The 26,798-nt window shown below is 36.1% G+C and carries 24 protein-coding genes and 1 pseudogene; 9 read left to right on the forward strand and 16 right to left on the reverse strand.

Annotated elements, in window-relative coordinates; genetic code table 11:
• The 6 genes and pseudogenes from LIV57_RS09615 to LIV57_RS09640 form a co-directional block, all read right to left on the reverse strand.
• Window positions 1-187 (reverse strand): annotated as a pseudogene (locus LIV57_RS09615) (peptidoglycan-binding protein LysM); the annotation flags it as partial.
• Between the two features lie 201 nt (window positions 188-388).
• Window positions 389-931, reverse strand: a complete 543-nt coding sequence (locus LIV57_RS09620) for a peptidoglycan-binding protein LysM (protein WP_202838705.1) — start codon at window positions 929-931, stop codon at window positions 389-391.
• Window positions 932-1,268: 337 nt separating this feature from the next.
• Entirely contained in the window at window positions 1,269-1,595 is a 327-nt protein-coding gene (locus LIV57_RS09625; protein WP_202838704.1) for a helix-turn-helix domain-containing protein, read from the reverse strand.
• 12 nt (window positions 1,596-1,607) lie between these two features.
• Window positions 1,608-2,045, reverse strand: coding sequence for a transposase (locus LIV57_RS09630; protein ID WP_202838703.1), 438 nt, complete (start codon window positions 2,043-2,045; stop codon window positions 1,608-1,610).
• Between the two features lie 118 nt (window positions 2,046-2,163).
• Window positions 2,164-3,432: a hypothetical protein gene (locus LIV57_RS09635; protein ID WP_227942421.1), complete on the reverse strand. Its 1,269-nt coding sequence runs from the start codon at window positions 3,430-3,432 to the stop codon at window positions 2,164-2,166.
• Window positions 3,433-3,522: 90 nt separating this feature from the next.
• Window positions 3,523-4,086, reverse strand: coding sequence for a hypothetical protein (locus LIV57_RS09640; RefSeq protein WP_227942422.1), 564 nt, complete (start codon window positions 4,084-4,086; stop codon window positions 3,523-3,525).
• A 689-nt stretch (window positions 4,087-4,775) separates the two neighbouring features.
• On the opposite strand from LIV57_RS09640, the gene LIV57_RS09645 reads away from it, so the two are divergent.
• Window positions 4,776-5,720: a helix-turn-helix transcriptional regulator gene (locus tag LIV57_RS09645; RefSeq protein ID WP_227942423.1), complete on the forward strand. Its 945-nt coding sequence runs from the start codon at window positions 4,776-4,778 to the stop codon at window positions 5,718-5,720.
• Between the two features lie 877 nt (window positions 5,721-6,597).
• Here LIV57_RS09645 and LIV57_RS09650 read toward each other — a convergent pair.
• From LIV57_RS09650 to LIV57_RS09660, 3 genes are all read right to left on the reverse strand, one after another.
• Window positions 6,598-6,777 (reverse strand): hypothetical protein, encoded by a 180-nt coding sequence (locus tag LIV57_RS09650; protein ID WP_047433473.1) that lies wholly within the window; start codon window positions 6,775-6,777, stop codon window positions 6,598-6,600.
• 110 nt (window positions 6,778-6,887) lie between these two features.
• Window positions 6,888-8,381 carry a hypothetical protein gene (locus LIV57_RS09655; RefSeq protein WP_047433474.1) on the reverse strand — a complete coding sequence of 498 codons (1,494 nt, stop codon included), beginning with the start codon at window positions 8,379-8,381 and terminating at the stop codon, window positions 6,888-6,890.
• Between the two features lie 122 nt (window positions 8,382-8,503).
• Complete coding sequence (locus tag LIV57_RS09660; RefSeq protein ID WP_227942424.1) at window positions 8,504-8,728, reverse strand: hypothetical protein; 225 nt, start codon at window positions 8,726-8,728, stop codon at window positions 8,504-8,506.
• A 1,599-nt stretch (window positions 8,729-10,327) separates the two neighbouring features.
• Between LIV57_RS09660 and LIV57_RS09665 the strand changes: the two genes are divergently transcribed.
• Window positions 10,328-11,617: a chloride channel protein gene (locus LIV57_RS09665; RefSeq protein WP_227942425.1), complete on the forward strand. Its 1,290-nt coding sequence runs from the start codon at window positions 10,328-10,330 to the stop codon at window positions 11,615-11,617.
• A gap of 443 nt (window positions 11,618-12,060) precedes the next feature.
• On the opposite strand, the gene LIV57_RS09670 is transcribed toward LIV57_RS09665, so the two are convergent.
• A complete protein-coding gene (locus tag LIV57_RS09670; protein WP_047433476.1) occupies window positions 12,061-12,975 on the reverse strand; it encodes a helix-turn-helix domain-containing protein in 915 nt (304 codons plus the stop codon).
• Window positions 12,976-13,021: 46 nt separating this feature from the next.
• The gene (locus tag LIV57_RS09675; RefSeq protein WP_227942426.1) at window positions 13,022-13,924 is read right to left on the reverse strand and encodes an SDR family oxidoreductase; all 903 of its coding nucleotides are present in this window, start codon (window positions 13,922-13,924) and stop codon (window positions 13,022-13,024) included.
• Between the two features lie 606 nt (window positions 13,925-14,530).
• Here LIV57_RS09675 and LIV57_RS09680 point away from each other — a divergent pair.
• Window positions 14,531-14,896: a hypothetical protein gene (locus LIV57_RS09680; protein ID WP_120231234.1), complete on the forward strand. Its 366-nt coding sequence runs from the start codon at window positions 14,531-14,533 to the stop codon at window positions 14,894-14,896.
• A 426-nt stretch (window positions 14,897-15,322) separates the two neighbouring features.
• Here LIV57_RS09680 and LIV57_RS09685 read toward each other — a convergent pair whose 3' ends face one another.
• From LIV57_RS09685 to LIV57_RS09695, 3 genes are all read right to left on the reverse strand, one after another.
• Window positions 15,323-15,610, reverse strand: coding sequence for a helix-turn-helix domain-containing protein (locus LIV57_RS09685; protein WP_047433479.1), 288 nt, complete (start codon window positions 15,608-15,610; stop codon window positions 15,323-15,325).
• A gap of 107 nt (window positions 15,611-15,717) precedes the next feature.
• Entirely contained in the window at window positions 15,718-16,569 is an 852-nt protein-coding gene (locus LIV57_RS09690; RefSeq protein ID WP_227942427.1) for an RteC domain-containing protein, read from the reverse strand.
• Between the two features lie 50 nt (window positions 16,570-16,619).
• Entirely contained in the window at window positions 16,620-18,290 is a 1,671-nt protein-coding gene (locus LIV57_RS09695) for a helix-turn-helix domain-containing protein (RefSeq protein ID WP_123277880.1), read from the reverse strand.
• A 287-nt stretch (window positions 18,291-18,577) separates the two neighbouring features.
• Between LIV57_RS09695 and LIV57_RS09700 the strand changes: the two genes are divergently transcribed.
• The 6 genes from LIV57_RS09700 (at window position 18,578) to LIV57_RS09725 (ending at window position 22,756) form a co-directional block, all read left to right on the forward strand.
• The gene (locus tag LIV57_RS09700; protein ID WP_047433482.1) at window positions 18,578-18,781 is read left to right on the forward strand and encodes a hypothetical protein; all 204 of its coding nucleotides are present in this window, start codon (window positions 18,578-18,580) and stop codon (window positions 18,779-18,781) included.
• Between the two features lie 8 nt (window positions 18,782-18,789).
• Window positions 18,790-18,963: a hypothetical protein gene (locus LIV57_RS09705; RefSeq protein WP_183037380.1), complete on the forward strand. Its 174-nt coding sequence runs from the start codon at window positions 18,790-18,792 to the stop codon at window positions 18,961-18,963.
• 9 nt (window positions 18,964-18,972) lie between these two features.
• Window positions 18,973-20,484, forward strand: a complete 1,512-nt coding sequence (locus LIV57_RS09710) for a MauE/DoxX family redox-associated membrane protein (RefSeq protein ID WP_227942428.1) — start codon at window positions 18,973-18,975, stop codon at window positions 20,482-20,484.
• Between the two features lie 29 nt (window positions 20,485-20,513).
• Window positions 20,514-20,777: a hypothetical protein gene (locus LIV57_RS09715; RefSeq protein ID WP_047433484.1), complete on the forward strand. Its 264-nt coding sequence runs from the start codon at window positions 20,514-20,516 to the stop codon at window positions 20,775-20,777.
• Between the two features lie 375 nt (window positions 20,778-21,152).
• Window positions 21,153-21,539, forward strand: a complete 387-nt coding sequence (locus tag LIV57_RS09720) for a hypothetical protein (RefSeq protein ID WP_047433486.1) — start codon at window positions 21,153-21,155, stop codon at window positions 21,537-21,539.
• Between the two features lie 95 nt (window positions 21,540-21,634).
• Window positions 21,635-22,756, forward strand: a complete 1,122-nt coding sequence (locus LIV57_RS09725) for an aspartyl protease family protein (RefSeq protein ID WP_047433487.1) — start codon at window positions 21,635-21,637, stop codon at window positions 22,754-22,756.
• Window positions 22,757-22,844: 88 nt separating this feature from the next.
• On the opposite strand, the gene LIV57_RS09730 is transcribed toward LIV57_RS09725, so the two are convergent.
• Window positions 22,845-25,400 (reverse strand): prolyl oligopeptidase family serine peptidase, encoded by a 2,556-nt coding sequence (locus tag LIV57_RS09730; RefSeq protein ID WP_227942429.1) that lies wholly within the window; start codon window positions 25,398-25,400, stop codon window positions 22,845-22,847.
• Window positions 25,390-26,793, reverse strand: coding sequence for a RagB/SusD family nutrient uptake outer membrane protein (locus LIV57_RS09735; RefSeq protein ID WP_227942430.1), 1,404 nt, complete (start codon window positions 26,791-26,793; stop codon window positions 25,390-25,392). The genes LIV57_RS09730 and LIV57_RS09735 overlap by 11 nt, the downstream gene beginning before the upstream one ends.
• Between the last annotated feature and the right edge of the window lie 5 nt (window positions 26,794-26,798).

The following is a 26,798-nucleotide window of genomic DNA, read 5'->3' on the forward strand; positions in this document are numbered from 1 at the left end:
CTGCTGCAGTAACATAGTTAAAATCTACCGTATTACCAATGGCTGTACTTCCTGCGTCGATAGAGATCACATCGTTCAGGGTGATGTTTACCGTTGTAGTTGCGGTTGTATTTTGAGCTTGAACATTGTTAGTTCCAAATAGGATTGCTCCAAAAGTTAAGGCTGTGATTGTAATTAGTTTTGTCATGGCAGTAATATTTATTGTTATTTTTTACTTAATTGTTATCTTTTGTATACTGCAAATTTATAGTGGTGGTAAAAGTTTCTTTGTAGTGGAAAAAGGAAGTTCATGTAGTAAAATCACTACAAGGTTTATTCATATGATAAATGAAAAGCCCTCGATACTTTTGTAGTATCGAGGGCTTTTCTATTTAAAATTGGTATTGATTTACAATGCAGTGGCAGTATAAGTTATTTTTTGTGTGTAAGTTCCCTGTGGTTTTCCTAAAAGTACCTTGGATGCATTTTCCGCAGAAATAGAGTAAGCAATATTTAAAGACTGTTTGGTACCTAAACCTGCATTACTCACCAGCACCTGATCATTTGGAGATAAAGTGACCTCATTCAGAGTTCCCACCATACTTCCGCCTGGTATTGCTTTTACCTGTAATATATCTACAGGAATGACATTTGCGCCACTTACAAAGTGTGCACCTTCAGATTTTACTTTTACATCAAAATTTTTGGAGGAAATAATGACTAAACTATTGGGAACTGTCACATTTTTTGATGAATTATAATCTTTTGTGTTCCCATAATTGAAATCTACAGCGCCTTCTGAAGCAGCAGAGCCAATATCCATTGCAATAACATCTGATAAAATAATATTGACTGATGTACTCACATGCTCTGAATGTTGTGCCATAACCCGGTGGGTTCCTAAGGCGGTTGTTCCCAGAGACAACGCAACGATAAAGATTTGCTTTTTCATGATTAATAAATTTAGTGAGGTGTAATAATATTGTCATTCGGAATTCATTATAAAGCTAATAACATTATATGACATTACCAAGACTTTTTTCATTGTTGAGTGTATTATATAAAGAATCTGCCATCTTAAAGCAGTATAAATAATTGATTATAAACTACAAGTATACAAGACAAACATCAATTAATTTAATTAACAATAAGTGATTTTAAATTCGATTAAACACGTCAAAAAATAGAAAAGTCGGAAGATTTTTCTTCCGACGATCATTACCATAAAAGGACTCCTTATTTAATCTTTAGTACCTATTTGTTAACCAATCTGTTTGTTATAAAACATTTTATATTAAAAAACTCTTTTTCCATTTGGTTACTGTGTTTGGGCTTAATTTAAAGTGAATGGCGAGTTGAGTGTTATTAAGTTTATTTTTTTTCTGATAATCAAGCATTTTAAGTATATCCTTTTTCATAAATGAACGATGCTTCTGACTGGCAGCAAAAGTTTCCTTATCCGGAATCCCAAAAATTTTTTCATTAAGTTCCATAATATCCATAACGGATAAACTTTCTTTCTCTAATAATCGTTGACAGGAATCTCTTTTTTCCGGAAACTCTTTTACGATGATGTCATTATAAATTCTTTTATAATCGGGAACTATTTTTTCCATAAAATGTTGTATTTAATTTATTTCGCTTTTATACTTATATATCCATTTATACAAAGTTGTTTTAGGAATTTTATAATGCTCTATTACTGCAGCCTTTGACATTTCTCCTGATTCTATCTGTCTCAGAATAAAATCAATGATTTCCCTTGTGTAAATATTTTTACGAAACTGAGGTAAGCCTGGCTTTTTATTCTGTCTATTTTCTATGCTTTTACCTGCTATTGATGGGGCATACAATATCAAATGCTGAGAATACAGCCTGAAAAAATCATATTCTAATAATTTACTCCATTTCAACAGATTTTCTGTTTCTATACTTGAAGATTTGTACATTCCTTTTATTTCCTGTTCCGTACATTTCATAAAGCTACAGATACGGGATAGTTCTATCCCGCTTTCTGCAACTTCTTTTTCAATCAATGTCCCTATTGGAATCTCTTTAAAATTCATTAGTCCGTGTTTTTAGAATCTTTTAATTGAAGGGTATTTATAAACCGACAGACGGAATTCATCTGCCGGATACAATGAATTTAAGGTGAGCTCATCCGTTCTATTTTATCATTTCATATCAATAGGATGACATTCTTTGTGCTGTCATAAAGACACGTCGGATATTATTGCTGGGATCAGTATCATTTAAATTATCTACAGAAACAAAAACGATTACTCTATACCAGATTCCGTCAACAATTACATCTACCGTTTCTATCTCCTGAGAATTATCACTGGAGCTTGTAGCTGTTACAGGAGTAGAACTGCTATTCATATTGTCTCCCCAGTTAAGATAAATTCCATTATCCGTTTCCATATAACCTCCAGGCGCTAATAAAACGTTCGAGCGGCGGAAGCGGTCTACGCTCGATAATGCCGAATACCATACTTTAATATTAGAACTGGAGGCATTTACCAAACGTGGATTGTAGGTAACGGCTCCTGAACCCTGATTGGAACTTGCATTAAAATCAAGGTCCAATTTTAACTTTCCTCCTAAAATAGCATCATAAGTACCGCCAACCTGTGTGCTCAGCAATCCTATATACGTCGCCGGTAATGTATAAGTAAAGAACTGATACTCTCCAGGTGCAAGTACTTTCCCAACACCTACTGTTGCACTACAGCTCTGCCCTCCTATCGAAATGGGAAATGTTGTTGTATTGGGGCTGGATACTGTTGGTGTTCCGGAAACAGTATAATTTAAAGTACCGGATCCTTGCGCAAAATTACCCTGAGGAAGTGTTGCGGTAAGACCATTGACAGGTCCTATCGTTTGTGGAGCATATACTCCTGCATTGCCTCCTGAATAAGGAATCGACATGGTACCCTGATAAGGAGTTCCGGCGGTATAGGTAAGCGGACTTAGTGTTGCGTCAGTACATCTCAAACCGCTTATCGTTCCCGGCTGTAACGAGCGCCCGTCCAAAGGTCTCCATTGGGTTCCGTCCCAATAAACATATCCCTTAAAGGTAAAGGTAGCCTGAGTTCCCAGATTGTAAACCAATAAGCCAACTGCAGGATTAGGTATTGTAGACGCATCATTATATACCGTTAAAGCTACTCGTGGACCTAAAAACCCTTTTTGGCTGCCCGATGCAAGCTGACTTACATTAAGCTCCAGAATAGCAGATGCATCGGGAATTGCACCAATGCCTGTAGATCCTGAATTGGTTACAATAAAATCATTGGCTAATTGTGCGGCCGTTGGAGTTCCTGTTACAGCATTGTTTTTACCACCATCGATATTGAATATCCCTTGTGGATTTTGCGTATTGATGCCTACTTGAGCGAAAGCTAATGCGCCAACTGTTAAGGCAAGGATTGTATAAAATTTATTTTTCATTTTGTTTGATAATTTGGAAAACGGAAAAGAGTCTTATGAGTACTCTTTTCCATAGTTACTATATTTTGAATTTGTGTTCCTGTTATTTTGCTATAAAATGATTTTGAAAGAGGGAGGAGACCGAATTTGTAGTCCTGCCAGAAAAGCCATTTCGTACACATCGGTTTTAAGAGATTGCTCTGGACAAAACTGTTTTTCGTACAGGATAAATATCTTATGCTTTCTATGTAATATTCCTTGTTTTTCTTTAAACGTGTTGGTTATAATAATAGCAATATCTTCTGATTTTCCATAAAAAATGATAGTAGACCTGCCATTTTCAGCTCTGGATATTTTCTGTTCAGAAATCAATTTTAAAACTCTTTTTTGTTCTTTTTTATCTTTAGCTTTTTTTATAGTATTATTACAAGAATTCTGCAATGGTTTTGATAAATAAGAAGAAAGTACAACAATCTTGATATTGGACATTTGCTGCAGGTTATGCACTTTAGTGTCGGCTTTAATATATAATGAAACCAGACTATCTTTTCTCTCTAACAAAGAAATAATAATACTGTCTTTAATATAGAGGCCACAACTTTTTCCAATATATAATTGAGCATATATCTTACAAAAAGAGCAAAGCAAAAGAAGCATACCTGATGCCTTTGTCATATTGTAACTCTTATTCTTAAAATACATTTTCACCTCATTGGAATTGAGTTGTAAAATTGATCTTATTTTAAGCTTAAATAAAGAAATACCATACGCTACAGATACCTTATCAATACGGTAAAATATACGGCACAGATACCACCAAAAGAATAAAATGCATTTAACCTTCTAATTTTCAAAACATTACAATAAACAATGATAGATCGTTTGATTAACAGCATTAAAAACCAGAAATTCCTGTGCTACGCAAATGGAAATCTGATAATATTACAATTACCATTAACCTTGTATGAAGTTCTGAGAACCAAAAAAAACAACACAATGACAAACAATAATCAAAACCTGATGCAGATAAAAAAACAAAAAACCAATAGTCTAAAAAAATCCGTTGAGGATAAAGTATAAATGAAATTGTGTGGGGTGTCTACAAAAATATGACTATGACTTTTATTATGGTATTAAAAATGGCAGATGATATAGTTTACCTTTTTTTAGTAAAAAACATTCAGAACATTTAAAACTACAATTTCTGACCTACTAATTTCAGTATTATGTACAAGCCGCTATAAAGATTTAACATTACTTAATCACTTGGTATATTTTAGCTTACATTTTTATGGAAAAATAATTTTACATAAATAATTTTCAACTACAAATAAGTAGTATCTTTTAACAAATATTTATGACCAATGTTACGTAAAATTTGGAATTATATACAGAATCTGCATATTGATCCCACTGCTGACAGATTTGAACGTCTGGATGCCCAAATATTAAATTTATTCGCATTTTCTATAGGAATAGTTTTGCTTGTAAGCGGATTCAGAGATTTGCTGTTTGGGTTTGAGGGCTATTTTTTGTTATTGTTTGTGCTAGGCAGTATTTTTCTTATTCTTTTCTTTTTTACTAAGGCCCGGCAAAATATCATGATATGCTTTATTGTTATAGAGCTTGCTATGCTATTGGTTTTCTTCTTTTCATCCACTTCAGGTTTTGAAAATGGCTTGTCATTATATTATTTTTTGCTGCTCATGACTTCGTTATTTATTTTTAACACAAAGAAAAAATTAAAGTATATTATAGCTGTTTTTGCTACCGCGTTTGTTTTATTTCTCATAAGTCATTATTATGATTTTAGAATATTCAGGATTAAAAATGCCGGAAATTTAGAATTTTCAAGAAATCAGAGACTTTTTACTTTTTTACAAGTATTTATATGGTTTGCAATTTTCGGATATTTTATTCTGCTAAAACATTTTACTGTTTTGGAGCTGTACAGAAAAGTCCTTCGTAGCCAGAATATAATTGCTAATATACGTACGAGGCTGGATAAGAAAGACGATATAGATTTAGAAAACCTTGTAAAAATGGCTATGAATGATGACATCGCGTTCATACCAAAAATAAAACAATCATTTCCCGGATTATATGAAAACCTCATGCATGTAAATCCGGAAATTACATCAGAAGAGTTTAAACTATGTGCTCTTCTCAAGCTGAATTTCACTACAAAAGATATTGCGGAATACAATCATATTTCAATACGTACAGTTCAGTCAAGGAAAAGCAGGCTGAGGAAATCATTTGGAATCTCTTCTGATACAGATCTTTACAAATGGATAGATACTTTCTAATTTCCCTTATTTTAGCAGTAGCTGTTTATTAGAAATCAATAAAGCTCAAAAAGAATTTTCTACACTTTTGAAAAAATTGGAATATCGTGGCTTTCTCATATTGAGAATGAGTTCACCCAAAGATCGATGGAGCCTGATAGCTTAGAAATGGAATTGCAAAATCAGAAGATGCCAAGAAAAGACCTGGAAATAAAACATAGGGTTGAAAAAGTTTTAGAAGTGATACCGCATCTATCAAAGCTCTACTCACGAGGAAATACAGAAACTAAACGTGACATTCTGTGTTCGACTTTAACGGAAAAACTTGAATTTGAAGAAAATGCGTTTCGAACACCAAAATTAAATTCTGCGTTATCTCATATCTTACACATTAACAATAGTTTACAAACAAAAAAAAGACGGACAAAACATTAAAAAAAATGTCTCGTCCGTCCGAGTGACCGCAGAGTTGCATTTTCCGAACACTTTTATAGAAGATTTGAACAAAATAGCTGAGCTTGAGTCGTTAAATTTCAAAATTCATATTTGATTATTTTAATCTACCACTTTGGAACTATCAATTTTAGCTATGAACCTTCCATTGCCTTCTATCTCATGAAAGTTCAATCCCCTTGTTACAGCTTTAAAATCTGCTTGAGAGTTTTGAAACGAGGCAAAGACAATACTTTGTGCTTCTTGCTGCAAAGACAGCTCTCTTAAGAACTCATGAAAATCTTTTTAACAAAAGCGGGTGACTCCTATCTTTAGCATAGGAAGTCTCTAAAAGTGCGATATAATAAGCCCACATGGCGCGAATATGATCACTTCCGGAAGAATCAAACCGTAAGTCATAATATTTCAGTTTTCCATTTGGAAGGGCTACTTCTATTATTGGCATTTACTTATCACCGGATATGCGAATAGCGCTTTTATCTTTACTTTGATAGTTGAAATGTGTTAATAAAGTAACGAAACAATTTTCCAGCAATTGAATCTTTTCATCATCCTGTTTCGTAAATAAATCTTCTCCTAAATTTGATTCTAAGCCTTTTAAATTTTCCCACTGATCTGATAGCATTTTGAGGCGATTTTTTAAACCCACTGTAGTTTCTTCAAGCGCTTCATAAACTATAATTAATTTTTTCAGATTGATCTTTAAATATCAGGCTTTTCAACAAAACATAACTGTTATTTAATGGTTACAGCCATGTTAGGAACTACAATATCGCCTGTTAAACCTGTATAACGTTGTGCAAATATTTCAACGTAATCATTCGTGGATAGTTCAGTTGTGCCATTAATTGGCAATACCACAATATCATTTAAAGCAGCTCCACGTCCATATACTTTATACTGACTGATGGCTGTTCCGTTTTTTGCAATATAGATGATATAAGTACCGGCTGCAGGTACCTGAAATGATACAGAACCCGTGACCTGAAAAATTCTTTTCTTTTTACCCACATACTTCAACCTGTTAGGAACCCCATCCGTAGTAAATCTGAACAGGTTTGATGAGGTGGAAACAGATGTTGAAGTGCCAATTTTTACAATATTACTTGGATTGGAGCTGTTAAAACTTACCCCAATACCGGTTCCTACTGGATAATCAACTGAAAAGTCACCAACAGCATTGGTGTCTGCTTCAGTTGGAAGACCTGCTGCCCTGACGGTCCAACTGTTATTAAAATTGTATCCTGAATACGTCCCAGTAGTATAAGGCTTGACATATCCAGCTGTATTGGTTCCTGTAAATACAACGGATTCCATCACCGCATCTCCTGTAATGGTAAGCCCGCTTGTTGAAACATCAAAACCGATTGCCGAACCGTTGACCTGACTAAACCCGCCCTGTTTTTCAACCGATGTAAAGGTTCCCGTAAGCTTTTCGTAGGTGCCGGAATTATTAGCTGCCCAACCCATATTGCTGAGCAGAAGCTGCCCGATATTATTATAGGTTATACCATTGGTATTTCCGGTAAACTGGATGATACTGAGAAACACCAGTCCAAGCCCGGAAATGGTTCCCACACTACTCGAGTTGGCTACAACACTATCTCTGAAGATAAGATTCTGGGTAGCGGCACCTGATATATTAAAAACATTTCCTGATGGTGCACTGAGGGTAACACTCTTAATACTTCCCCCTGTTGCTCCCTCAAAAATATTTCCTGTCGTTCGGACAATAATATCGTTATTGGTATCAAGTCCGTGTATATAAGCATTATTAATTTCTATAGGTCTGTCAAAAACTATCTGTCCGTTGATTTCATACAATGTATCTGCATTCAGAAGGTACCTTGTTCCACCTCCTGCACTTAGTTCCGTTGCCAGCACTGTAGCTAAAACATCTGTAGACTTTATTCGCTTAAAATTAAGTCTTTCAGAGACATTACTTCCTACAGGGAACCATGCTGCCGTATTGGAAGCATAATAGTAAAGCTGTTTGAAATTAGTATCGTACACGATGAGTCCATCAGCAGGTGAAGCAATAGCGATCCGCTGGGCTGTTGTCAGACGTGGAGCTAGCAGCCCTCTTGTTGTGGAGTTGAGATCTAAAATAGAGCTGGGATGAGGAGTTGTTGTATTTATCCCTACCTGGGCTCTCATTGAAAATGAAATAAGAAAAGCCATCAACAACATAAAAAGCTTTCCTGTAAAAGAATTTTTTTTTGTTTTCATATTAAAAGATTTAGGTGGTTTGATAAGGTAATTTTATGTCTCGGGTAAGCAGTAAGTCAGAAAAACACTAATCAGCGTTTTCCGGTGGTCTCAGAGTAAAAATGATTCAGTAATAAAAAAATCTACAGTACTGTATATTTTTCGTAAAAAGGAGTAATTCTTGTTCTGACAATAATTAAAGAAACCAGGTTATCGGATATCAGACAGGATATGGTCATTGTTTTATACCATTTATAGATCATAACGGTAATCCACCTGCCTTTATCAATGAGCCTGTACATCTTTTTTTTAAAGTACATAATAACAATGTCCTTCCTCTTGCCTTTTAGTGAAAATAAGTCTATCATAATATTTTGTAATTTTTAGTTTAACAATTTTTATGGTTTCCTTATTTCATGGATAGTTTTATTATTCCAAATGTCGTGAAATAAATTAATCTCTATTATGACGGTGATCATAAAAAGAACTAGTTAGTCTTTTTTTATTATGTAGGATTGTGTTTATTAATTACGTCAGTATAAAGGCAAAAATCATGGAGTTCCCAATCAAGATTCGACATGAGTTAGCCACATACTTGTTGTATTAACCTGGATTAATGCTATTTTTAATATGGTAGGTCAAAAAGTACATATCTCAAAATGCTGCTTTTTGCCTTCAAACTCACCAATCATTTATGCTTAGGAGGATGGATTTCTTACCAGACAATTCCTCCTAATTCATTCCTTTCACTGACGTGGATATATTGATTATTTAGAACATATCCACATCAATTTTAGTTCAACAAAGCAAACCCCTTACTACGGAACTTGACGTATTAAAGAGTAATCCACCAAAAGTAATAAAATAAAAAAACCTTCCGGGACATTAGGAGGTTGAATATATCTTCATCCGATATTGAAGTAATTGAACACTTAAATATATACCTCTAAAAATGAGAGTCAACTACAGATTTATTAGTTCATAAATAATCCACAATACTCACAAAAATAAAAAAAATCCATTAAAAAATGAAGTTTAAAATGTGTGATTAAGTATCGATAAATGATGTGGTGTCTTATGTCTTTTGTTTCAAAATCTGCATTAACACTAACAAGGCACATACCAAAATCTTCACTATTTAATGAAAATAACGTTTTTGTGGTATGAAATAAAAAATTAGCTTACAAATAGCCTAAATTGCAAGAAGTTTCATATCAACAAAAAATCCCCGGATCTCTCCGAGGATAAAACTAATAACCATGAAAACTCAACTAATGAGTTGTATTTTAATATACGATCAAATTTACGGTATGGATTTTATTAAATAAATAAAAACCTCCCGGATAGCAGGAGGTATAAAAACTTATGTTAAAATTTATTTATTAACAATACAAATGTAATAACTCTCTTCCAATTGATTTATGACTTGGCTCATAAAAAGCTCCCAGGCTAAGAGAGGTGGGTTTATTTTTTTACCAAAAACCTCCTAAAGGGGCGGAAATATCTATATATTTCTTTCCACTAATAAATTAAATACAATAATTTATTCACTATTAAATGATATAAAATCTTTTTTGTGTTTTTGCAAGAAATTTTATTATATTTGATTAAAGTCTGTTATGAAAGCCGACTACTTAATCATGCGACCTCTCCTATTGAGAGGTTTTGTTTTTATTTGGTTCATTAATTTGCATCCTAGTCTTAATGTTACCAAGCCTAAGAATGAGGATCTTCTTATTATAAATTATGAACATGAGGATAACATACGCCTGCAATCCGATTCTGTTACCATCGATTTTTATTTGCTTGCTATAAATTGAGGGTAAAATTGTTTCTTTTTAGACATCCTAATGAAACACTCTGTTAGACATATAAGAATTATCTACTACTTCCCCTGCACTTGGGCGCAAAAAGAAAAATTCAAAAGAAATATCACTTACCTTTGCAGTTGTTTAATGTTTATTATTATGGAAAGCACTTCGATATACAGAAAAAAAGTAGTTCGATATAGTTATCTAAAATTGATTGCTTGTTCAATTTTGGTCAGTATAATTTGTTGTGTACTGGCTTATAGCTTAAAGCATAGTACTGCTTATGTACAGGAAAAATTATCTGAAAAAATTTCCGGCTTTGATCCGAGATTTTATATTATCGCACCAAGTATTGGTATTACGTTGATATATTTCCTGAGAAAATATGCTTTTCAAAGCAGAAAGAATAAGGGAATAAAAGAAATCTATACGACATTGGAAACAAGGAAAGATCACCTGCCCTTTTTTAAAATTCCTTCACACTACATTAATGGCTTCTTAACTGTTGCTTTTGGCGGATCAACGGGAGTTGAAGTCTCAACCGTTGTTGCAACCGCTACAGTAGGTAACCAAGCTTATAAGAGATTACAACCTGCAGGAGCTTACAAAACCGAATTGATATGTGCAGGGGCTATTGCTGGCGTAACTCTGCTATTTGGAAGTTCGTTGGGTGGTTTGTTTTTCGCATTTGAGGTCATTGCACGAAGATACAGCAGGACTTTACTACTTAGTGCATTAACTTCGATGTTCATTGCATCAATTATTGTTTATTATTTTGATTCCACTCCCCTCTTTACTTTTGCAGTAAAAGAATGGCGGTGGCAGGCAATTCCTTTTGTGATTATTTTAGGATTGATAGGAGGAGTTTTGGCACTTTATTTTACTAAGATTGTTATCTATGCAAAATCTTATTTTGCAGAGATAAAAAACAACTTTATCCGAGTTAATATTGGAGCAATAACGGTAGGAGTTTTTATATTTTTCTTGCCAGCACTCTATGGTGACAGTTATCATGGTCTTGAAGAAATTTTAAGAAATAGTTTAGATAAATCTATTGATCTATTATACTTCTTTCCGCTGATCCTGCTCGTTCTGTTAAAACCCCTTGCAGCCTCACTTACATTAGGAGCTGGTGGTGACGGTGGTGTCTTTGCGCCTAGTATCGTAACAGGTGCAATATTAGGTGTTTTGTTTGCTCAGCTTTGTAACCATTATCTCGGAACTCAACTTGTGACTATTAATTTTGCACTTTTTGGTGCGGCGGCAATGCTTTCTGCTGCAATCCATGCACCTTTTACAGCAATATTTATTATTTCAAGTCTTGTTCCCAGTGGATATGTTTTGCTGCTACCATTACTAATTAGCAGTTTAGTTTCAAAAGTACTAGCGAAAAATCTCTTTCCCTATAACGTATATACTTATAAAGAAGAGGCTGTCACTAAATAAATAATACATATGCAGAAATCTAAGTACTTTAATTTTAATAAACATCTTCTACTTTATAACAAATTTCAAACACAAAATCAATGCTTTCCTAGCGCAATAATTTGTAAACATCATACTTAATTAAGGATACATATACGATTTAACAGCTACAGGTAGTGTAATTTAAGTAATTCTAAGTTCATTAGCATCTCCATATCTTCAAACCTTTCATCTTACTCTGAAAAGTTTGAAGTTGTTATGTCTCCACGCTTGGTCTGGCTTCTTCACTGTCTCCGTAAACCGCACGACACCCATCGCCATCAACATAAAAACCTGTTAAATTCCGGCTTGGGCCCCTTTTATATTTTTTACGTTATTTAATAATGTAATGAGCCAATGATATTGTCCATTATATCAGCCGTAATTTATTCAGCACACTATTTGATGAAGTCGCTACCACTTCCTTAATTGAATGAATTCCTGAACTCTAACGGTGAAATATTAGTTTTCGCTTTAAACAGTTTATTGAATGACTGTGGGTGTTCAAACCCCAGTTCATAGGCGATCTCGCTTATGGTAAGTTCAGTTGTGGAAAGTCTCTCTTTGGCTTTTTCGATTAACTTTTCATGGATGATTTGCTGCGTGGTTTGTCCGGTCAACGATTTGAGCATTGCACGCATGTATTGGGGTGATATATTTAGCTTTTCGGAAAGCAGCTGCACCGTAGGCAAGCCATGCTCTATTATATTTTTTCCTTCAAAATAATCCGAAAGAAAATTTTCCAACCTCTCCAAAAACTGATGAATGACTTTCTTACGTGTTATAAACTGGCGCTGATAAAAACGTTGGGAATAATTAAATAGAGTTTCCAATTGAGAAATAATAATGTGTTGGCTGAACTGGTCTATATTGCTCTGATATTCCTGTTTGATATTTTCAATGATCTGCTTCATTTTCAGTTCCTCATCTTCTGATAGGAACAGCGCTTCATTAACAGAATAATCAAAAAATTCATATCTTTTGATGGAAGTGGAAAGTGCCGTATTCCAGAGAAAGTCCGGATGGATCATTAGCATCCATCCGGAAGGATTTCTTCCTTGTTCTTCACGTATCACACTTAAAATCTGATGTGGGGCCATGAAAAACATCACTCCTTCATCAAAATCATAATCATTCTGCCCATACCTGTACTTGTGCTCCATATCACGTTTTAGCGAGATCATATAAAAATCAAACAGAAGGCTCTGTTTTCCGACTTTTGTATGCTCGGTCATATCTTCAAAATTGATCACACTAATAAGCGGGTGCTTCGGCCCCGGCAGACCACGTAGTTTGTGGAAGTCTGAAATGGTCTTAATTCGAACAGGCTTATCGGACATGGAATTATGTGCTTTTATATTAAAATAGATAAAACAAAAATACAGATTATCGGAGTTCCGAAAAATAATACGAACCTTTTAAATCTTCCAATAAAGTTGGATGTACAGGATTCCATCCCAGCGCATTCCTTGTCCATTCACTTGAAGTGGGGTTATCCAGCTCTGCAAAATGCGTAAACCAGGAAAAATGCTGCCCAGCTTCCTGAGAATTCAGCGAGGTAAAAGGAATATTTAAACGATCCGCAATTTCAGCGGCTACTGTCTTGAGCTCAATTCCTTCTTCGGATACTGCATGATATCTGGTTCCATTTTCAAATGGTTTTTCCAGCGCCAATCGGTAGAGCCCTGCCGCATCCAGTCGATGCACAGCTGGCCAGCGGTTATTTCCATCACCAATAACCGAAGAGACACCTTTTTCCTTTGCTATTTTGATAAATAGCGGAACAAAGCCGATCTGATCTCCTTCACCATGCACAGATGGCGATAATCTAATCACGGCGACACGCACACCTTTTGCAACCTGATCGTCCGCGGCATTTTCAGTTGCAATCCTCGGATGTGGGTGATGGACGTTGCGGTCTTTCTCAGTTGTGATGCCATCTTTTGAAAAAAGTGCAGTGCCGGAAGTGATGAGAAAGGGCTTGTCCGTACCAACCAGAGCATCTCCTATGGCGCCGATTACATCCCTATCCAATTCACACATTTCCTCAAACCGCCCAAAATCATGTACAAATCCTAAGTGTATAACTGCATCAGCTGCATTAGCCCCAGATTTCAGACGTTCAAAATCAGTAAGGTCACCGTGGTGGACCTCTGCTCCTGCTTCAATTAACTTCTTTGCAGATTCTTCCGACCTTGCAAGCCCAAGAACCTTGTGACCAGCTCCTAATAATTCTTGTACTACAGCTGTTCCTACGAAACCTGTAGCGCCTGTAACAAATACTTTCATTTCTAATATTATTTATGAAGCAAAGTTCGGGGTTCTTATATCGCAAAATGTAGCCAAAAATAGCTTTGTTGTAGCCAAAACTTACAATTTAACTAAGAGTGATTTAGATGTTTGATTTTAAAGGGTCTTTTAATTGGCAGATATCTCTGTATAGTCCCCGGCGAAACGCAATCCACATCATCAATTCCGGCAATCCTGCTACTGTGTGCATCCTGAATTATCTATTTATCATCAAATCCAAGTAAGAAACACTTCGAGGATAAGGAAATGTTATATCCATATACCATAACAGGTATTTGGAAAATCATGGAAGATCATCTTAAAAATAGAGAAATCAGAAATAAGACTGTGCTAATACAGACTGGCTGGGATATAGATGACAAGGCTAACAGAACAAGACCAGTTCACACAGAGCTACTGGGTACAGGGATTTTGATTGTCTAACATCTTTGTAATTTACATAAATTGCCGGCTAAGAGTTTTTTCCTTCACCGCCGCTCCACCAAAATTTAAAGGTGTCGGGACATTTCCGGTAAGAACTTTTGCTTCAATTGAAAAAAATCATTAAGTTCGAATACGAACTTTATTACACTAAGAAAATTAAACATGGCAAAAAACATTGGACTAACGAAAGATGCCGGCTGGCAGTTTGGAATCAGAAAAACTATGCCAACGAACGTGGAAACACTTTGGGAAACCTTTTTTTCAGACAGGGGCTTAGGCTACTGGGCTGAGGGGGTTGATCAGAACTTTTCGACTTTTAAAGAATATTCACACATCCGAACTACATGGAAGCATAAAGATTTTGAAGAAAGGGCCCATTTGCAGGTCAGGTTTATTCCAACTAAAGATAAGGATAAGACCACAATTTCGATTCATGTTGATAATTTAAAAAATGAAAGTCAACGTGAAGTAACTAAAAAATACTGGTTGGTGGTGATTGAAAGTCTATACTTGCTAACAGCACCCTAGATTTCGGGCCAAGGGGCTAAATCTAATTTTTACTTTCCTTAACAGCTTCGAATAATCCAGGATAACTTTTGATTATACTTCTTGATCTACAAGAATCGTAGTTGAGAATCAGAATCAATGTTTTCATATAGAGATTGCTTTATTGGATTGAATACCATTGCCTTATCGGTTTTATTTCATTGCTCAGGATGTAAATGTATAAGACATCAATTTAAATTATAGCATGAATAATTTTGTGTTCATATCCTCGTTTCTTTTTTCCCCGACAACATAACTCTATATCAACATCATTTTTTGGCAGTCACAAGGGTATATTCACCATCCCAATTATCTTTCAAACCCGGACTTAACACCTCTCCATCTAAACCAATAAAGTTAATTGGCTTATTTATTTCATAACTGTAAGATGCCTATCTGCGATATTCTTCATTCAATCCGGCGAAAACTATCTCTTATCAGCTGATGAACATCAGAAAGTTTATAATACAACTTTCCGCTTATTGTATAATATGGCAGCCTTTTGTCTGAGCGGTAACGTTGCAACGATCTGGCACTGATCTTAAGTAATTGCAAAACATCCTGATTGTCCAGTAACTGTTCTCCGTCAATACTGTTTAAATCATTTTGCTTTCGACTTAATTTTTCGCCAAGAATATCAAATCGGGTCATAATACGCTCCATCCATGCCATAAATTCTGTTCTGTCAATGTTCATGATATTTATTTTAAGAGTAAAGCAAAGTTTACACTTTACTGGGAAATTCTTTCGGTAGACTGTCATAACTACCGAAAGATTATCCGCAAAAAAGACATAAGTTCACTTCATTGATCACAATCTGCAAAAAACTGATTAAGATTGTCGTTTAAAAGCTGAAGAAACTTAGTTCTGTTAATTTTCCTGCTTTTAATTTCATGGAGGGTCTTATAAAAGTTCCCTAAATTAACATTCAGTGATTTTTCGGTAAAACGTATTACCTCACTGAATTCAATATTTCCGCCGTTGAAACAGCAGGTTTGATGAAGTGCGTAGAGAAGTTCAACCAATCCTGACTTTGAAGCCGACCAGTTCAGGGGAGACCTGTCAGTGACTTTTTCAAAAATGTATCCTTCTGTTTGGCTGATCGATTGTAAAAGATATTTCTCTAAAAGATCGTTGGCAAGAATCTGGGCAACTAGGTGATCGTGAGATGTGGCAAACTTTTCATCATAATTATACAGCCCAGATTGAAGTTTTGTTTTGAGATCAAATTGATTCCTGACAAAATACTTCTGGTCCAGAAATGCGGCTTTCCGTCTGTAATATTCATAAAAGTCAATATGCTGCTGATAAAAATCTTTAAGCAATTGCAATTCACAATTATAATATTCTTTTAAACTTAATTGTCCTGCATTCGGTTTCGCCGCCTCAATAGCTAATAAATTTGAATAATAAATAAAACGCGAAATAAAAAGCGGCTTGAGTTCTTTAAAAAAATAAATTTCATCTGCTACGGATGAAAATTCAAGTCTGGCTACCATTGATTTGATGAGTCTTATGGCTGTATCAATTTCCATCAAAGATTTTTCGCAGGCTCCTATCCTATCTTCACTATGAGTAGAATCAATCATCTCTAATTTTTTGTCCAGTTCTCTTTGTAATTCTTTGCACTTTTTAAAAAACAGCTGTATTTCCATATTTTTATTTAAAAAGTACAAAAATTAATCAAATCATCTTTTCATCAATCCTAAACAGTACCATCATTATTTTTGCTATTCTCGATATTCTGGATAAACTCAACAGGGCTCATTGAAGTCATTTCATGAAACAATTTAGAAAATTTTGATCTGTTGGAAAAACCACATTCTTTAGACAGGTCATCGACCGCATATTTTCGCCATAGAGAATCGTTAATAAGCCTTTCTTTTGCATATATAATTCTTAAGCGGTTAATATAAGCATTAAAATTGCAGCCTTTATGCTCATTGATAATGGCAGATAAATATGCTGTATTGGTCTTCAGTTTCTTGGCCAGCTGGTTTTGTGTCAGTCCCTTTTCAAGATAAAAATTTTTCTCTTCCATTTGCTGCAGCTTACTTAGAATGTCTTCCACCAAATGTTCAGGCAGTCTGGAAGTCTTGACACTACTGCTCTGCTTAGGATCATCCTCATCTGGTTGAACATACTCCTTTTCCTTTTTATTTTTTTTCCTTGTTCTGTAATAACCTGCTACAGAAAACACTAAAACACTGATGAACGAAAGCAGTGCTATGGTATAAACGTAGTACGAGGTATTTTCCAATTTTTTCTTTGACTCCATCAGATCTTGTGTATCATATTCTTTATGAATCCTGGTTGAGAGATACTTAAAATCTGCAGATAATATTTTATCAAATTTTAATAATTGTCTAGTATAGTAAAGTTCTTGTTTATGATCTTTCTTATTTCTGTAATAATCAATAAGCAGCTCATATGTTTCTCTGGTCGCTGGTAAAACAAAATTATTTTGCTGAAATACAGAATCCACTTTTTTAAGGAAACCTATTCCTTCATCGTCTTTTTTATTTCTTAACAGAATTTTACCTTTCAAAAAGTAAATAACTGAGGCATTCGTAAAGTCATTTATCTTTTCAATAGCTCCTATAGCAGTATCAAAATCCGACAACGCCTCTTTATCCTTATTATTAAGATAACCCAGCACTGCTTTAAGTTTATAAAAATAACTCCTTTCCAGATCAAAATCTTTATCATTTGATGATTGCTCCAGACCCTGTTCTGTAAGCACTGCTGCTTCCTGATACCTGCCAAGCAGGACAAGACAAATGCCCATCTGATTAAGGCTGTTCAGGTAGCCCTTCTTTCTGTTATATCGAAGATTGGGAAGTGTTTCCGAAGTATGGGGTTTATTATAATATCTGCTGCATTGTAAGAAGATATTAAGGGCTTCCTCGTAATATCCCAGATAGCTTTTAACCACTCCTATATGATAGAGATTTTTGTAGTAGAGATAAGAATTATCAGAATTTTTTAGATATTTCCAGGCCTTTAGATATTCATCTAAGGCTTTCTGATATTTACGTAACGTGAAATAATATATACTGCCCTTAGTGAGATAGGCATTTCCGATTGTTTGAGAATCCTTTGACAATAATGCAGCCCATATCGTACTATCGGCGTAAACAAGTTTTCTGTCTTTGCTAAAGTAGACTGCATCCCTGTAAGCCTGTGATAATTCTTTGTAGTTATTTGTTTTTCCAGCTTCTTTAATATAGGGATTAACAAATTCCAGTGCACGGGCATCATTTTCATCAAAGTTATCATAACGTGCCCTGTAGTCTGAAAACTTCTGACCATCCGTTAAAATGCTAATAAATACAAAAAAAAATATTGCTTTTTTCAAAACAGAAAAAGTTTTCATCACAAATTTTTGAAATACAATGATTATTATTCAAAAGTACACAAATTGAAACAGGAATAAAATTATTTCAACAGAAAGGGAATTTAACAATCATCAAAATAAAACACAACAAATTGATTTCCAAAACATTAAATCAATATTATATTTTGATTTAATTTACAAAACATACCTCAATAATTTATAAATCAAGTCCAAACATCATTTTTTTCAGTCCGTCGATGTTCTAAATTCGTTCTCAGAATTCTAATAAAAACCGGCCGGGATCACTAATTTTTAAATCCCAGATTATGAAAACCTTAATTTACATTTCATCAGGAATTATCATCACTATAATCCTGCATGCCTGTCATCCGGATCAATCTGTATCAGCCGAAGGTCCTCAGGAGAATAATCTCAATATTAATAGTCTTTCTGCAAAATCAGACAGCACACAATATATGGAAAGCGATCCTCCTAAAGATCGCGACCATTGGAAACCTACAAACCAATAACCATTGAAATGAATGATACATCAATTCCAATCCTGACAATAAGATCAGGACAAAAGTGTCCGGTCAGCGGGCTATGGAAAAACAAGGGGACTTTCACCACAACAATCATTATTGCTGAGAAATCAACAATGCCGGAATATTGCGGACAAAAAGTTGTATGGATTCTTTTATACCAATGCTAATAAAATACCATGAGAAAGCTCGTTGAACAACTACCGACATTAACTGCTTACTTTTTTGTACTGCTGTTTATGTACGCATCGGTAAGCAAGATTCTTGATTTTGAAAATTATCAGGTTCAGATTGCCCAGTCTCCTATTCTGACAGCTTATGCCGGAGTGCTATCTTACGCTGTAATAAGTATTGAATTACTGATCGTTATTCTGCTGCTGATTCCACGTTTAAGACCTGCAGGTTTATTCTTTTCTCTGGGGATAATGACCAGTTTCACCGCTTATATCTATATGATCCTGCATTATAGTGAGTCTGTTCCGTGTTCATGCGGGGGTATTCTGGAAAAAATGGACTGGGATGAGCATCTTTTTTTCAATCTTGTATGTGTACTCCTGGCAGTTATTGCGTTGATCTGTATCTATCATAACCAGCAAAAAAACAGATATAAAGCTTATATAATACTATGCGCGACTATCCTGACAAGCTCTTTTGTAGTCATTCTGCTTTATATCAGTTCAGAATACACCATAAAAAAGGAAAATAATTTTACCCGTCGTTTTCTTATCCATCCGCTGATTGAAGATAAAGTATTAAAGCTTGACAATGAACATTATTACTTTGCCGGAAATAACACACTCAATGTATTTCTGGGAAACAAATCAACCCCTTTGGCTCTGACATCCACGGATAATCTTTTTAACGCATTACAAACCATGCATATCTATCCCGATCAGACAGATCACACCTACACTAACCTGCAATTAAGGGTAAAAGATTCAGATTATTATCTCTATGACGGAAGTGTTCCTGTTATTTATAAAGGAAAACTAACAGAACCGGCAGCCCGGACCATCAGCTATAACGAAGTGTACTTTAATCAGCTTGCCGTTATTGATTCTTCAACCTTCGCAGTAAGAATACGCAGCAGTAAGACTGGAGAATATGAATTAGGATTGCTTTCTCTAAATAGTCATCCGAAATTTACCTTACATGACCAGTTGCTGGAAAAGCAGATTGACGGAATATTTGATGCGGACGGCCAATTGGTTACTGACTTAAAAAGCCAACGTATCACCTACATGTATGCCTACAGAAATCAATTCCTGGTAATGAATGACCAGCTTCGGCTCAAGAAATTCAAAACCATTGATACCATTTCAAGGGCGCAGGTTGAGCCCGTTACTCTGGCGGATGGCAGTACAAAATTAAAATCCCGCCCTCAAAAGGTTAACGCTGCCTTAGCGGCTAATGGTCCTTTCCTTTTTAATCAATCCCATCTCATGGGAAAACACGAAAGCAAAGACCGGTGGAAAAGCTCTACGATCGTTGACATCTATAGGACGGACAAACAGGAATATACCGGAAGCTTTTATTTAGATCGTATTGATAACAAACCCGTTTCTCAGATTATGGTCACCGATCAGTACCTCTATGCTATAGCCGGCAGAAAACTGATCCGCTACCGATACCGAACATCTAATGTAAAATATTTTACAGCAGGGGAAGCTGAAAACCTGAACAAAGAGTAAGCAATCATTAACCAAAAACTTCAATTATTATGAAAAAGTTTCTTATTCCTGCCGCCCTGGTGATTATGGGCACAGGAGGTGCATTAGCATCAACCATCGAAAGTTCATCCAAAGTGATTACTATTGGATACAGAGTAGGCAATTTCGGAGAACCTACCTGTGTAGCCGTTAAAAACTGTGAAACAGTTAACACAGGAGTACTCTGCACGTACACAGATGCCACAGGCCCTCACAACTTAAAAAGAATGAGCGGCTCACAGTGCTTCGGAGATTTGTTTGAAATTTTACCGTAAACCCTATCAATTAACAAAAGAGGATGCCACAGGCATCCTTTTTATCATTTACGATTACTTTGAGAAGCCTGAATCACAATATAATTCAGCCACATTTCATTTAACAGCGGTTTTATTTCTGAATTGTATGGTAATTTTTTTAATGAATAGCTACTAATCCCAACCGATGATCTACGCTATGTCCTTTCTCCACTTTCCACTTTACGGTACTGCCGTGTTGGTAGTTTTTTTAAAAAAAGATGAAATTTTCTTCATTTAATTTTTAACACGACGAGTTCTGTCGCTATACGAAACTATCTTTGTATCAGTAAGAAAAAGGATAAGAGCTCTTCCAGTCTTTACTAAGTATTAACCAATTAACCTAACCAAATCATTATGAACAAATTCCCATTTACTCCTGAAGGAGTGCAAGCAAAACAAAAAGAACTGAGTACATTAACTCTTGAAGAGAGATTAAAAATTGCTGAATATGTAGCAAGCAATCCGGTTGAATTCATTTCAGAAAGCTTTGAAATGTCTGATGAACAGCTGTTGTATTTAAAAGAAGTAGAATTAGTCGATATCAGAGTAACAGGATTCAGCCTGGCAATCGGATTCTTAGGACAAATACCTGTTGAGATGCAGGATACAACGCCTCCTTCAGCTTTTGCTGCAAGAGGAAAGAAAAAGAAAGAACTTTCAACCAATGTAAGTACAACAACGAATCCACAAACCGGTTCGACTACTGTTACAGGTTCAGTAGGTATCAAGTGGACCTGGTAATTTACCAAGGCTTATGAACAATAAGGCTGCCCCCATATGGCAGCCTTTATTTATTTTTTTAATTATATTTGCCTGACACCCCGATAAATAAGAAAATGAAAAATATTAAATCACATTTATTTATATTACTATTAACACTAACCCCTTTCTTTTTTAACGCTACGACCATACCTTTTGAGCTTATCGATGGAAAAATTGTTGTTGATGTGAGTATTAAAAATAATAGACATAGCTTTATTTTTGATTCGGGAGCTTTTACCATCATTTCAGCTGAGCTAAAAAACCAGCTGAATGAAAAAAAAAGTACAACTGTTTTCGAAGGCGTAGATGCAAATAACGCAAAGTCTAAGATGGAGGTTTTCTCAACAGATTATATCCAAATAGCAGATCTGAAAATGAAAAACATCAATTTTTCATTTGCTGACATCAACTGGATGAGTGGCCGGGCATGCAAAAAGATCAGCGGGATTTTTGGTGCCAATATGATGAAGGATAAGGTTTGGCGGCTAGATTTTAAGGCAAAGACTATTACAGTCTTTGATAAACCTCAGGAACAATCTGGTACTGTTGCAGCAATCCCTTTTTCCGAAGAAAGCTTCACGGGTGTTCCCAAAATTAATGCTAAAATAAGAAATCAAAATATAGAATTCATTTTTGATACCGGCTCAGGAATGGGCTTTACAGTAAATCAAAAGGTGTATGATAAAATAAAAGATAAAGACTTTATAACTTTTGAAGGACTCTTATCACAATCCTTAAATAGTATTGTAAAAGGGCAAAGACAGGTTGATCTAATGGAAGTCGAGCTTAATAATACCCAACTTGGTCCTCAAATTATTGACAGCAGTTCAGATTCTCCTAATCTCATTGGTACAAAATTTATTGAAAACTACTTGGTAGACCTTGATTTTATCAGCAAAAAAATTCTTCTTGCCAATGAAGGGAAAAAACCGCAATATCAAAGTTTCGGAATCGCATTAGCTCCTGTTGACAACAGCATTGTTATTGTTAACAAACTTGAAGTTCCTCAATTATCAGAGATAAAACTAACGGATAAAATTATTAAAATCAACAACTCTGATGTAACAAAGGCCTCAGGCGACACCTTTTGTAAAATAAAGGAACTCCTTGACCAAAATCAGTCTATTACCATAGAGAATGAATCTCATAAAACATTCACTTTAGAAAAAAAAGATGTTTTACAGTATCTGCATTAGAATTATATAATCACGTAACAGCACTTATCATGCTAAAAGCTTCAGAATATTTCTGAAGCTTTTAGTTTTATTTACCACTTAGTAATTCTTAAAACTGTATATCTTTTTTCATTTGTTTCTCTATCCATGGAATCCCCCTCTTCCCTTTCAGAAAATAATCCCACCAATCCCGTATCCTAATTTCCAAATCTTTCTCTGCCAAGGAACCAGTTGTAAAAACATGTCCTTCTCCCGGATAAAGCAATGCCACGACATCCTTTTTATTTCTTTTCAATCCTATATACAATTCAATCGTCTGATCCCATACAATCCTTTTATCCTCCATCCCGGTCCATAAAAACATCGGGGCACTCACTAGATGTACATTATCAATCGGATTATTATCCATATACAGCTTCTTATTTTCTGCAAAAGAAGCATCCATATTATACTGTCCCTCTTCAAACTGCCAGTAAAAAGGAGTCGATGATGTTTCATTATAGGAAAAATACATTCTGGTCAGATCACTGGCTCCTGCTCCGGAAATATAGGTCTTAAAACGGTGGGAATGTCCTGCTATAAAGTTCGTCCGGTAGCCTCCAAAAGAATGACCTATCAATCCTACATTCCTAAGATCAACGCCCGGATGATTCTCTAAAGCATCCAGAGAACTTTCCACACAGTCGAGTGCTGAGAGTCCTACCCCGGATACTCCGTTTACAATATCCGGCAGATACACAAAATATCCTTCTTCCAGAAGCTTCTTTATAGAAAACCCTACCGGAAAATTATTGAGTGGTGACAAATACTGGTTAGGATTTCTGCTTTGCACTTCATAGATATGTACTACCATCGGATATTTTTTCCCTTCTGTATATCCAATCGGATAATACAGAAGCCCTTTTAAAGATATCTCCTCTTTATTTTTAAAACTAATAATCTCCATACTAATCAAAGCAGATGTTTTATCCTGTGGATTACTCTGAAAGATAACATCCCCTTTTGGGTGTCCGATCTCTTTATAAACAATCCCCGGCGGCTTATGAAGGCTTTCTTCTACATATATGGCTTTATTTAACATTCCATCCGTCTTATACCACGTGATATTAGAGCCTGAAGAAGCCATGAGTGTTTCTACCTTACCCTTATGCCATTTTAAAAAAGTCTTCTCTATGGTTCCTTTCCTTGTTAATGACAAGAGCACCGGAGCATTTATATCCAGTATGCTTCTTCTGAAATTATAACCTGTTTCAGGATATAAATCCGTTTCATCTTTAGTGACCACCCTTACTTCATTTTCCTTATCGATAGTAAGTGCCGTAAACTTTCCATTATTGATTTCATATCTCCAAAGATCACTGCTGGTTTCAAAGTAGATCGTTTTGCCATCTTTACTGAAATACGCTTTTGTCAGGTCCTTTTTTTCAAGAGCTACCCTATTTAACGTTTCTGTATCCAACAATATCCATATTCCTTCCTTATTTTTATACACAAAATGATTTCCGCGATCTGATACTGAAACCTCCGCCTGCATGATGCCCAGATCTTCATACGTATTCTTTTTCATATTATAAAACCAGCCATGAATCAGAGGAAACAGGGTGGAATAATTCTGAAGTTCATCCCTGTTAAACATCAGAAAGTAATCCGAGTTATTCAGGCTTGCTACCGTTGTAAACCGGTCAGAGGGAACCTTGATCACCTTGCCTTCATCTTTCTGCCATATCCAGTATCTTTTTACAAAGGAACCTTCCTGCTTCGCCTCGAGATTCCCGTCATTTCCATACCAGATATCCACCGTTCCTTTTTCTGCCGCAATATGCGTCATTCCCGTAATCATAACCGCTTTTCCTTTCTGTATTTCCGTAAACCGCAGGTATTCCTCCTGCTTTATTTCTCCGATATCCGGATACAGCAGCTCTAAGTTCGCCGTATCCACAAAAACAATTTTCTGAGACTTACTTTCTGTACCAGCATTACCGCCACTTGACACTTCTTCCTTAAGAATCATCAATTTTCCTGAAGGTGTTTCCTCAATGCTCCGTATCATACCGGATGTAGAATATACTCTTTCCACTTTATCACCGGAATACCTGACGAGCTGGTTTTCCCGGCCTTCTTTTTTCACAATATACAATGCAGATACTGAACCACTCAATCTGAAATACTGCACCCGCTCTACTCTTTCCAGCAGTTCAGATTTTGCATTGTAGATATGGAGAATACTGTCACTGGTCTGCACAAAATATTTCTGTCCTTTCTCCATGATCCCGCACTGTATAATACTTCCTGAATCACTGCCCTCCCGGCCTGTTTTCACTTCTTTCTGCATTCCTGTAGCAAGATTCCATAACAGGGCTTTTCCCTGCCCCAATGCCAGCAGCTGATTGCCTTTTACAAAAGAGTACTGGTATTTGTTGGTCAGCGTTCCAACCAGTGATTTTACTCCTGATCTTCCTGCAGCCAGTACCACTGCGGTATCATAATTATTCCTGTACACTTTTGTGGCTACGATCCATTTGCTGTCATCCGACACTTTATTAACGGCAATGTTGTAATACTGGGAACTTTCATCTTCCAATGAATCCCTAAAGACCTGTCCATAACAGACCATTCCCAACAGAATAAGTAAGAGAATAATCAGTTTATTGATGTTAATAGCCATTATTCTGCGGTTTAAGGTTAGGATTAAGGAGAATATCTTTCTGCGGAATGGGCCATACACTATGAAAAGTTTTCCAGTTGGGCTTTACCGCCTGCAGATCAGCGAGCCTGTTATTGCGTTTTAAGTCCAGAAAGCGGTGTCCCATTTCGGTAAAGAACTCCCTTCTGTTTTCCAAGAGGATTTCACCCAGTAAAAGCTCTTTTGAAACTGATGTTAAAGCACTCAGGCCTGCCCGCTGTCTCACCGGATTGATATACTGCAATGCTTCCCCAGTCTTATTCTGCTGAGCCAGCGCTTCAACCAGCAGTAAATAGACTTCTTCCAGACGGAAGACGATAGAATCTTCCGTATCATTGATGGTGATATTTTTATACTTATCCGCTCTGTACCACATATTCCCTCCCACGGTTACCGCAGCCATCCACTGCTGTTTTCTAAGGTCTCCCGCTTCAAATGAATTCACGAGGCTTTCAGATAACGCGTATCCTGTAGGCGCCGCTCCTGAAAAGTAGTATACCATCGCTTCTTTCACAGGATCACCGGGATTCGCGGGCTTTAACTGCCATATAATATGCTTTGAATCCTTCTGAAACACCTTTGACAAGTCATTCTGAAAACTGTACAGCGGACTCCCCAAAATGGTCTTAAGCACATGCTCTGCCTCTGCCCACTTCTGCCTTACCATATACACTTTGGCCAGCATCAGCTCTGCTGTTTTCCGGTTGGGATATACCCTTTCCGCGTCCCGGTACTGATCCGGGAGCAACCCCGCACAGTAAGAAAGATCCGTTTCCAGCCTTGACAGCACCTCCCCGGATTCTATCCTTGACAAAGACTGATTAACCTTATAATCCGTTGTTACCGGATAAGGAACGGGTCCAAAGACCTGCTGAAGATAAAACAAAAGCATGCTACGTACCAGAAGAGCTTCCCCTTCTATCCTGTTCTTTTCATTACCCGGCAAAGCTGATGCTCTGATTCCTTCTATGATGGCATTGGCAGCATAGATATGTTGGTAAGCGGTTGACCATACCGAATACACGGTAGAATTGGTATCGGTCTGCTGGTTATGATACAGCGCCAGTACGCCATTGGTATCGGTTAAGGCATAGGAGTCCAGATCATCGGTATAGACACCCAGAAAAGGTCCCAGTGACTCCCCTGACAACGGTGAGTTATCCCTTAAGCCTGCATATAACCCAGCCAGCGCTGCATTAGCGGTCTGAACATCCGCAAAGACCTTATCTTTTCCGATCTGATTGGAAGGCGTTTCCACTTCCAGCATCTTTTCACAGGAGAAAGCAAGGATACAAAACAGCAGAATCATTCCCGTATTCCTCCAGAACACCATCGCCTTACGATATTGATTTATATTAATTTTAGAATTTTTCATTATTA

This window comes from Chryseobacterium sp. X308 (assembly GCF_020733145.1).
In the GTDB taxonomy this organism is placed as follows: Bacteria; Bacteroidota; Bacteroidia; order Flavobacteriales; family Weeksellaceae; genus Chryseobacterium; species Chryseobacterium cupriresistens.

Bases quoted from the DNA above. Each gene is read 5' to 3' on its own strand.
- LIV57_RS09730 (WP_227942429.1), bottom strand. From the start codon at position 25,400: ATGGCTATTAACATCAATAAACTGATTATTCTCTTACTTATTCTGTTG.
- LIV57_RS09625 (WP_202838704.1), bottom strand. From the start codon at position 1,595: ATGGAAAAAATAGTTCCCGATTATAAAAGAATTTATAATGACATCATC.
- LIV57_RS09665 (WP_227942425.1), top strand. From the start codon at position 10,328: ATGGAAAGCACTTCGATATACAGAAAAAAAGTAGTTCGATATAGTTAT.
- LIV57_RS09630 (WP_202838703.1), bottom strand. From the start codon at position 2,045: ATGAATTTTAAAGAGATTCCAATAGGGACATTGATTGAAAAAGAAGTT.
- LIV57_RS09725 (WP_047433487.1), top strand. From the start codon at position 21,635: ATGAAAAATATTAAATCACATTTATTTATATTACTATTAACACTAACC.
- LIV57_RS09690 (WP_227942427.1), bottom strand. From the start codon at position 16,569: ATGGAAATACAGCTGTTTTTTAAAAAGTGCAAAGAATTACAAAGAGAA.
- LIV57_RS09720 (WP_047433486.1), top strand. From the start codon at position 21,153: ATGAACAAATTCCCATTTACTCCTGAAGGAGTGCAAGCAAAACAAAAA.
- LIV57_RS09680 (WP_120231234.1), top strand. From the start codon at position 14,531: ATGGCAAAAAACATTGGACTAACGAAAGATGCCGGCTGGCAGTTTGGA.
- LIV57_RS09640 (WP_227942422.1), bottom strand. From the start codon at position 4,086: ATGACAAAGGCATCAGGTATGCTTCTTTTGCTTTGCTCTTTTTGTAAG.
- LIV57_RS09670 (WP_047433476.1), bottom strand. From the start codon at position 12,975: ATGTCCGATAAGCCTGTTCGAATTAAGACCATTTCAGACTTCCACAAA.
- LIV57_RS09710 (WP_227942428.1), top strand. From the start codon at position 18,973: ATGAGAAAGCTCGTTGAACAACTACCGACATTAACTGCTTACTTTTTT.
- LIV57_RS09645 (WP_227942423.1), top strand. From the start codon at position 4,776: ATGTTACGTAAAATTTGGAATTATATACAGAATCTGCATATTGATCCC.
- LIV57_RS09650 (WP_047433473.1), bottom strand. From the start codon at position 6,777: ATGCTATCAGATCAGTGGGAAAATTTAAAAGGCTTAGAATCAAATTTA.
- LIV57_RS09695 (WP_123277880.1), bottom strand. From the start codon at position 18,290: ATGAAAACTTTTTCTGTTTTGAAAAAAGCAATATTTTTTTTTGTATTT.
- LIV57_RS09620 (WP_202838705.1), bottom strand. From the start codon at position 931: ATGAAAAAGCAAATCTTTATCGTTGCGTTGTCTCTGGGAACAACCGCC.
- LIV57_RS09675 (WP_227942426.1), bottom strand. From the start codon at position 13,924: ATGAAAGTATTTGTTACAGGCGCTACAGGTTTCGTAGGAACAGCTGTA.
- LIV57_RS09660 (WP_227942424.1), bottom strand. From the start codon at position 8,728: ATGATAGACTTATTTTCACTAAAAGGCAAGAGGAAGGACATTGTTATT.
- LIV57_RS09700 (WP_047433482.1), top strand. From the start codon at position 18,578: ATGAAAACCTTAATTTACATTTCATCAGGAATTATCATCACTATAATC.
- LIV57_RS09685 (WP_047433479.1), bottom strand. From the start codon at position 15,610: ATGAACATTGACAGAACAGAATTTATGGCATGGATGGAGCGTATTATG.
- LIV57_RS09655 (WP_047433474.1), bottom strand. From the start codon at position 8,381: ATGAAAACAAAAAAAAATTCTTTTACAGGAAAGCTTTTTATGTTGTTG.
- LIV57_RS09705 (WP_183037380.1), top strand. From the start codon at position 18,790: ATGAATGATACATCAATTCCAATCCTGACAATAAGATCAGGACAAAAG.
- LIV57_RS09715 (WP_047433484.1), top strand. From the start codon at position 20,514: ATGAAAAAGTTTCTTATTCCTGCCGCCCTGGTGATTATGGGCACAGGA.
- LIV57_RS09735 (WP_227942430.1), bottom strand. From the start codon at position 26,793: ATGAAAAATTCTAAAATTAATATAAATCAATATCGTAAGGCGATGGTG.
- LIV57_RS09635 (WP_227942421.1), bottom strand. From the start codon at position 3,432: ATGAAAAATAAATTTTATACAATCCTTGCCTTAACAGTTGGCGCATTA.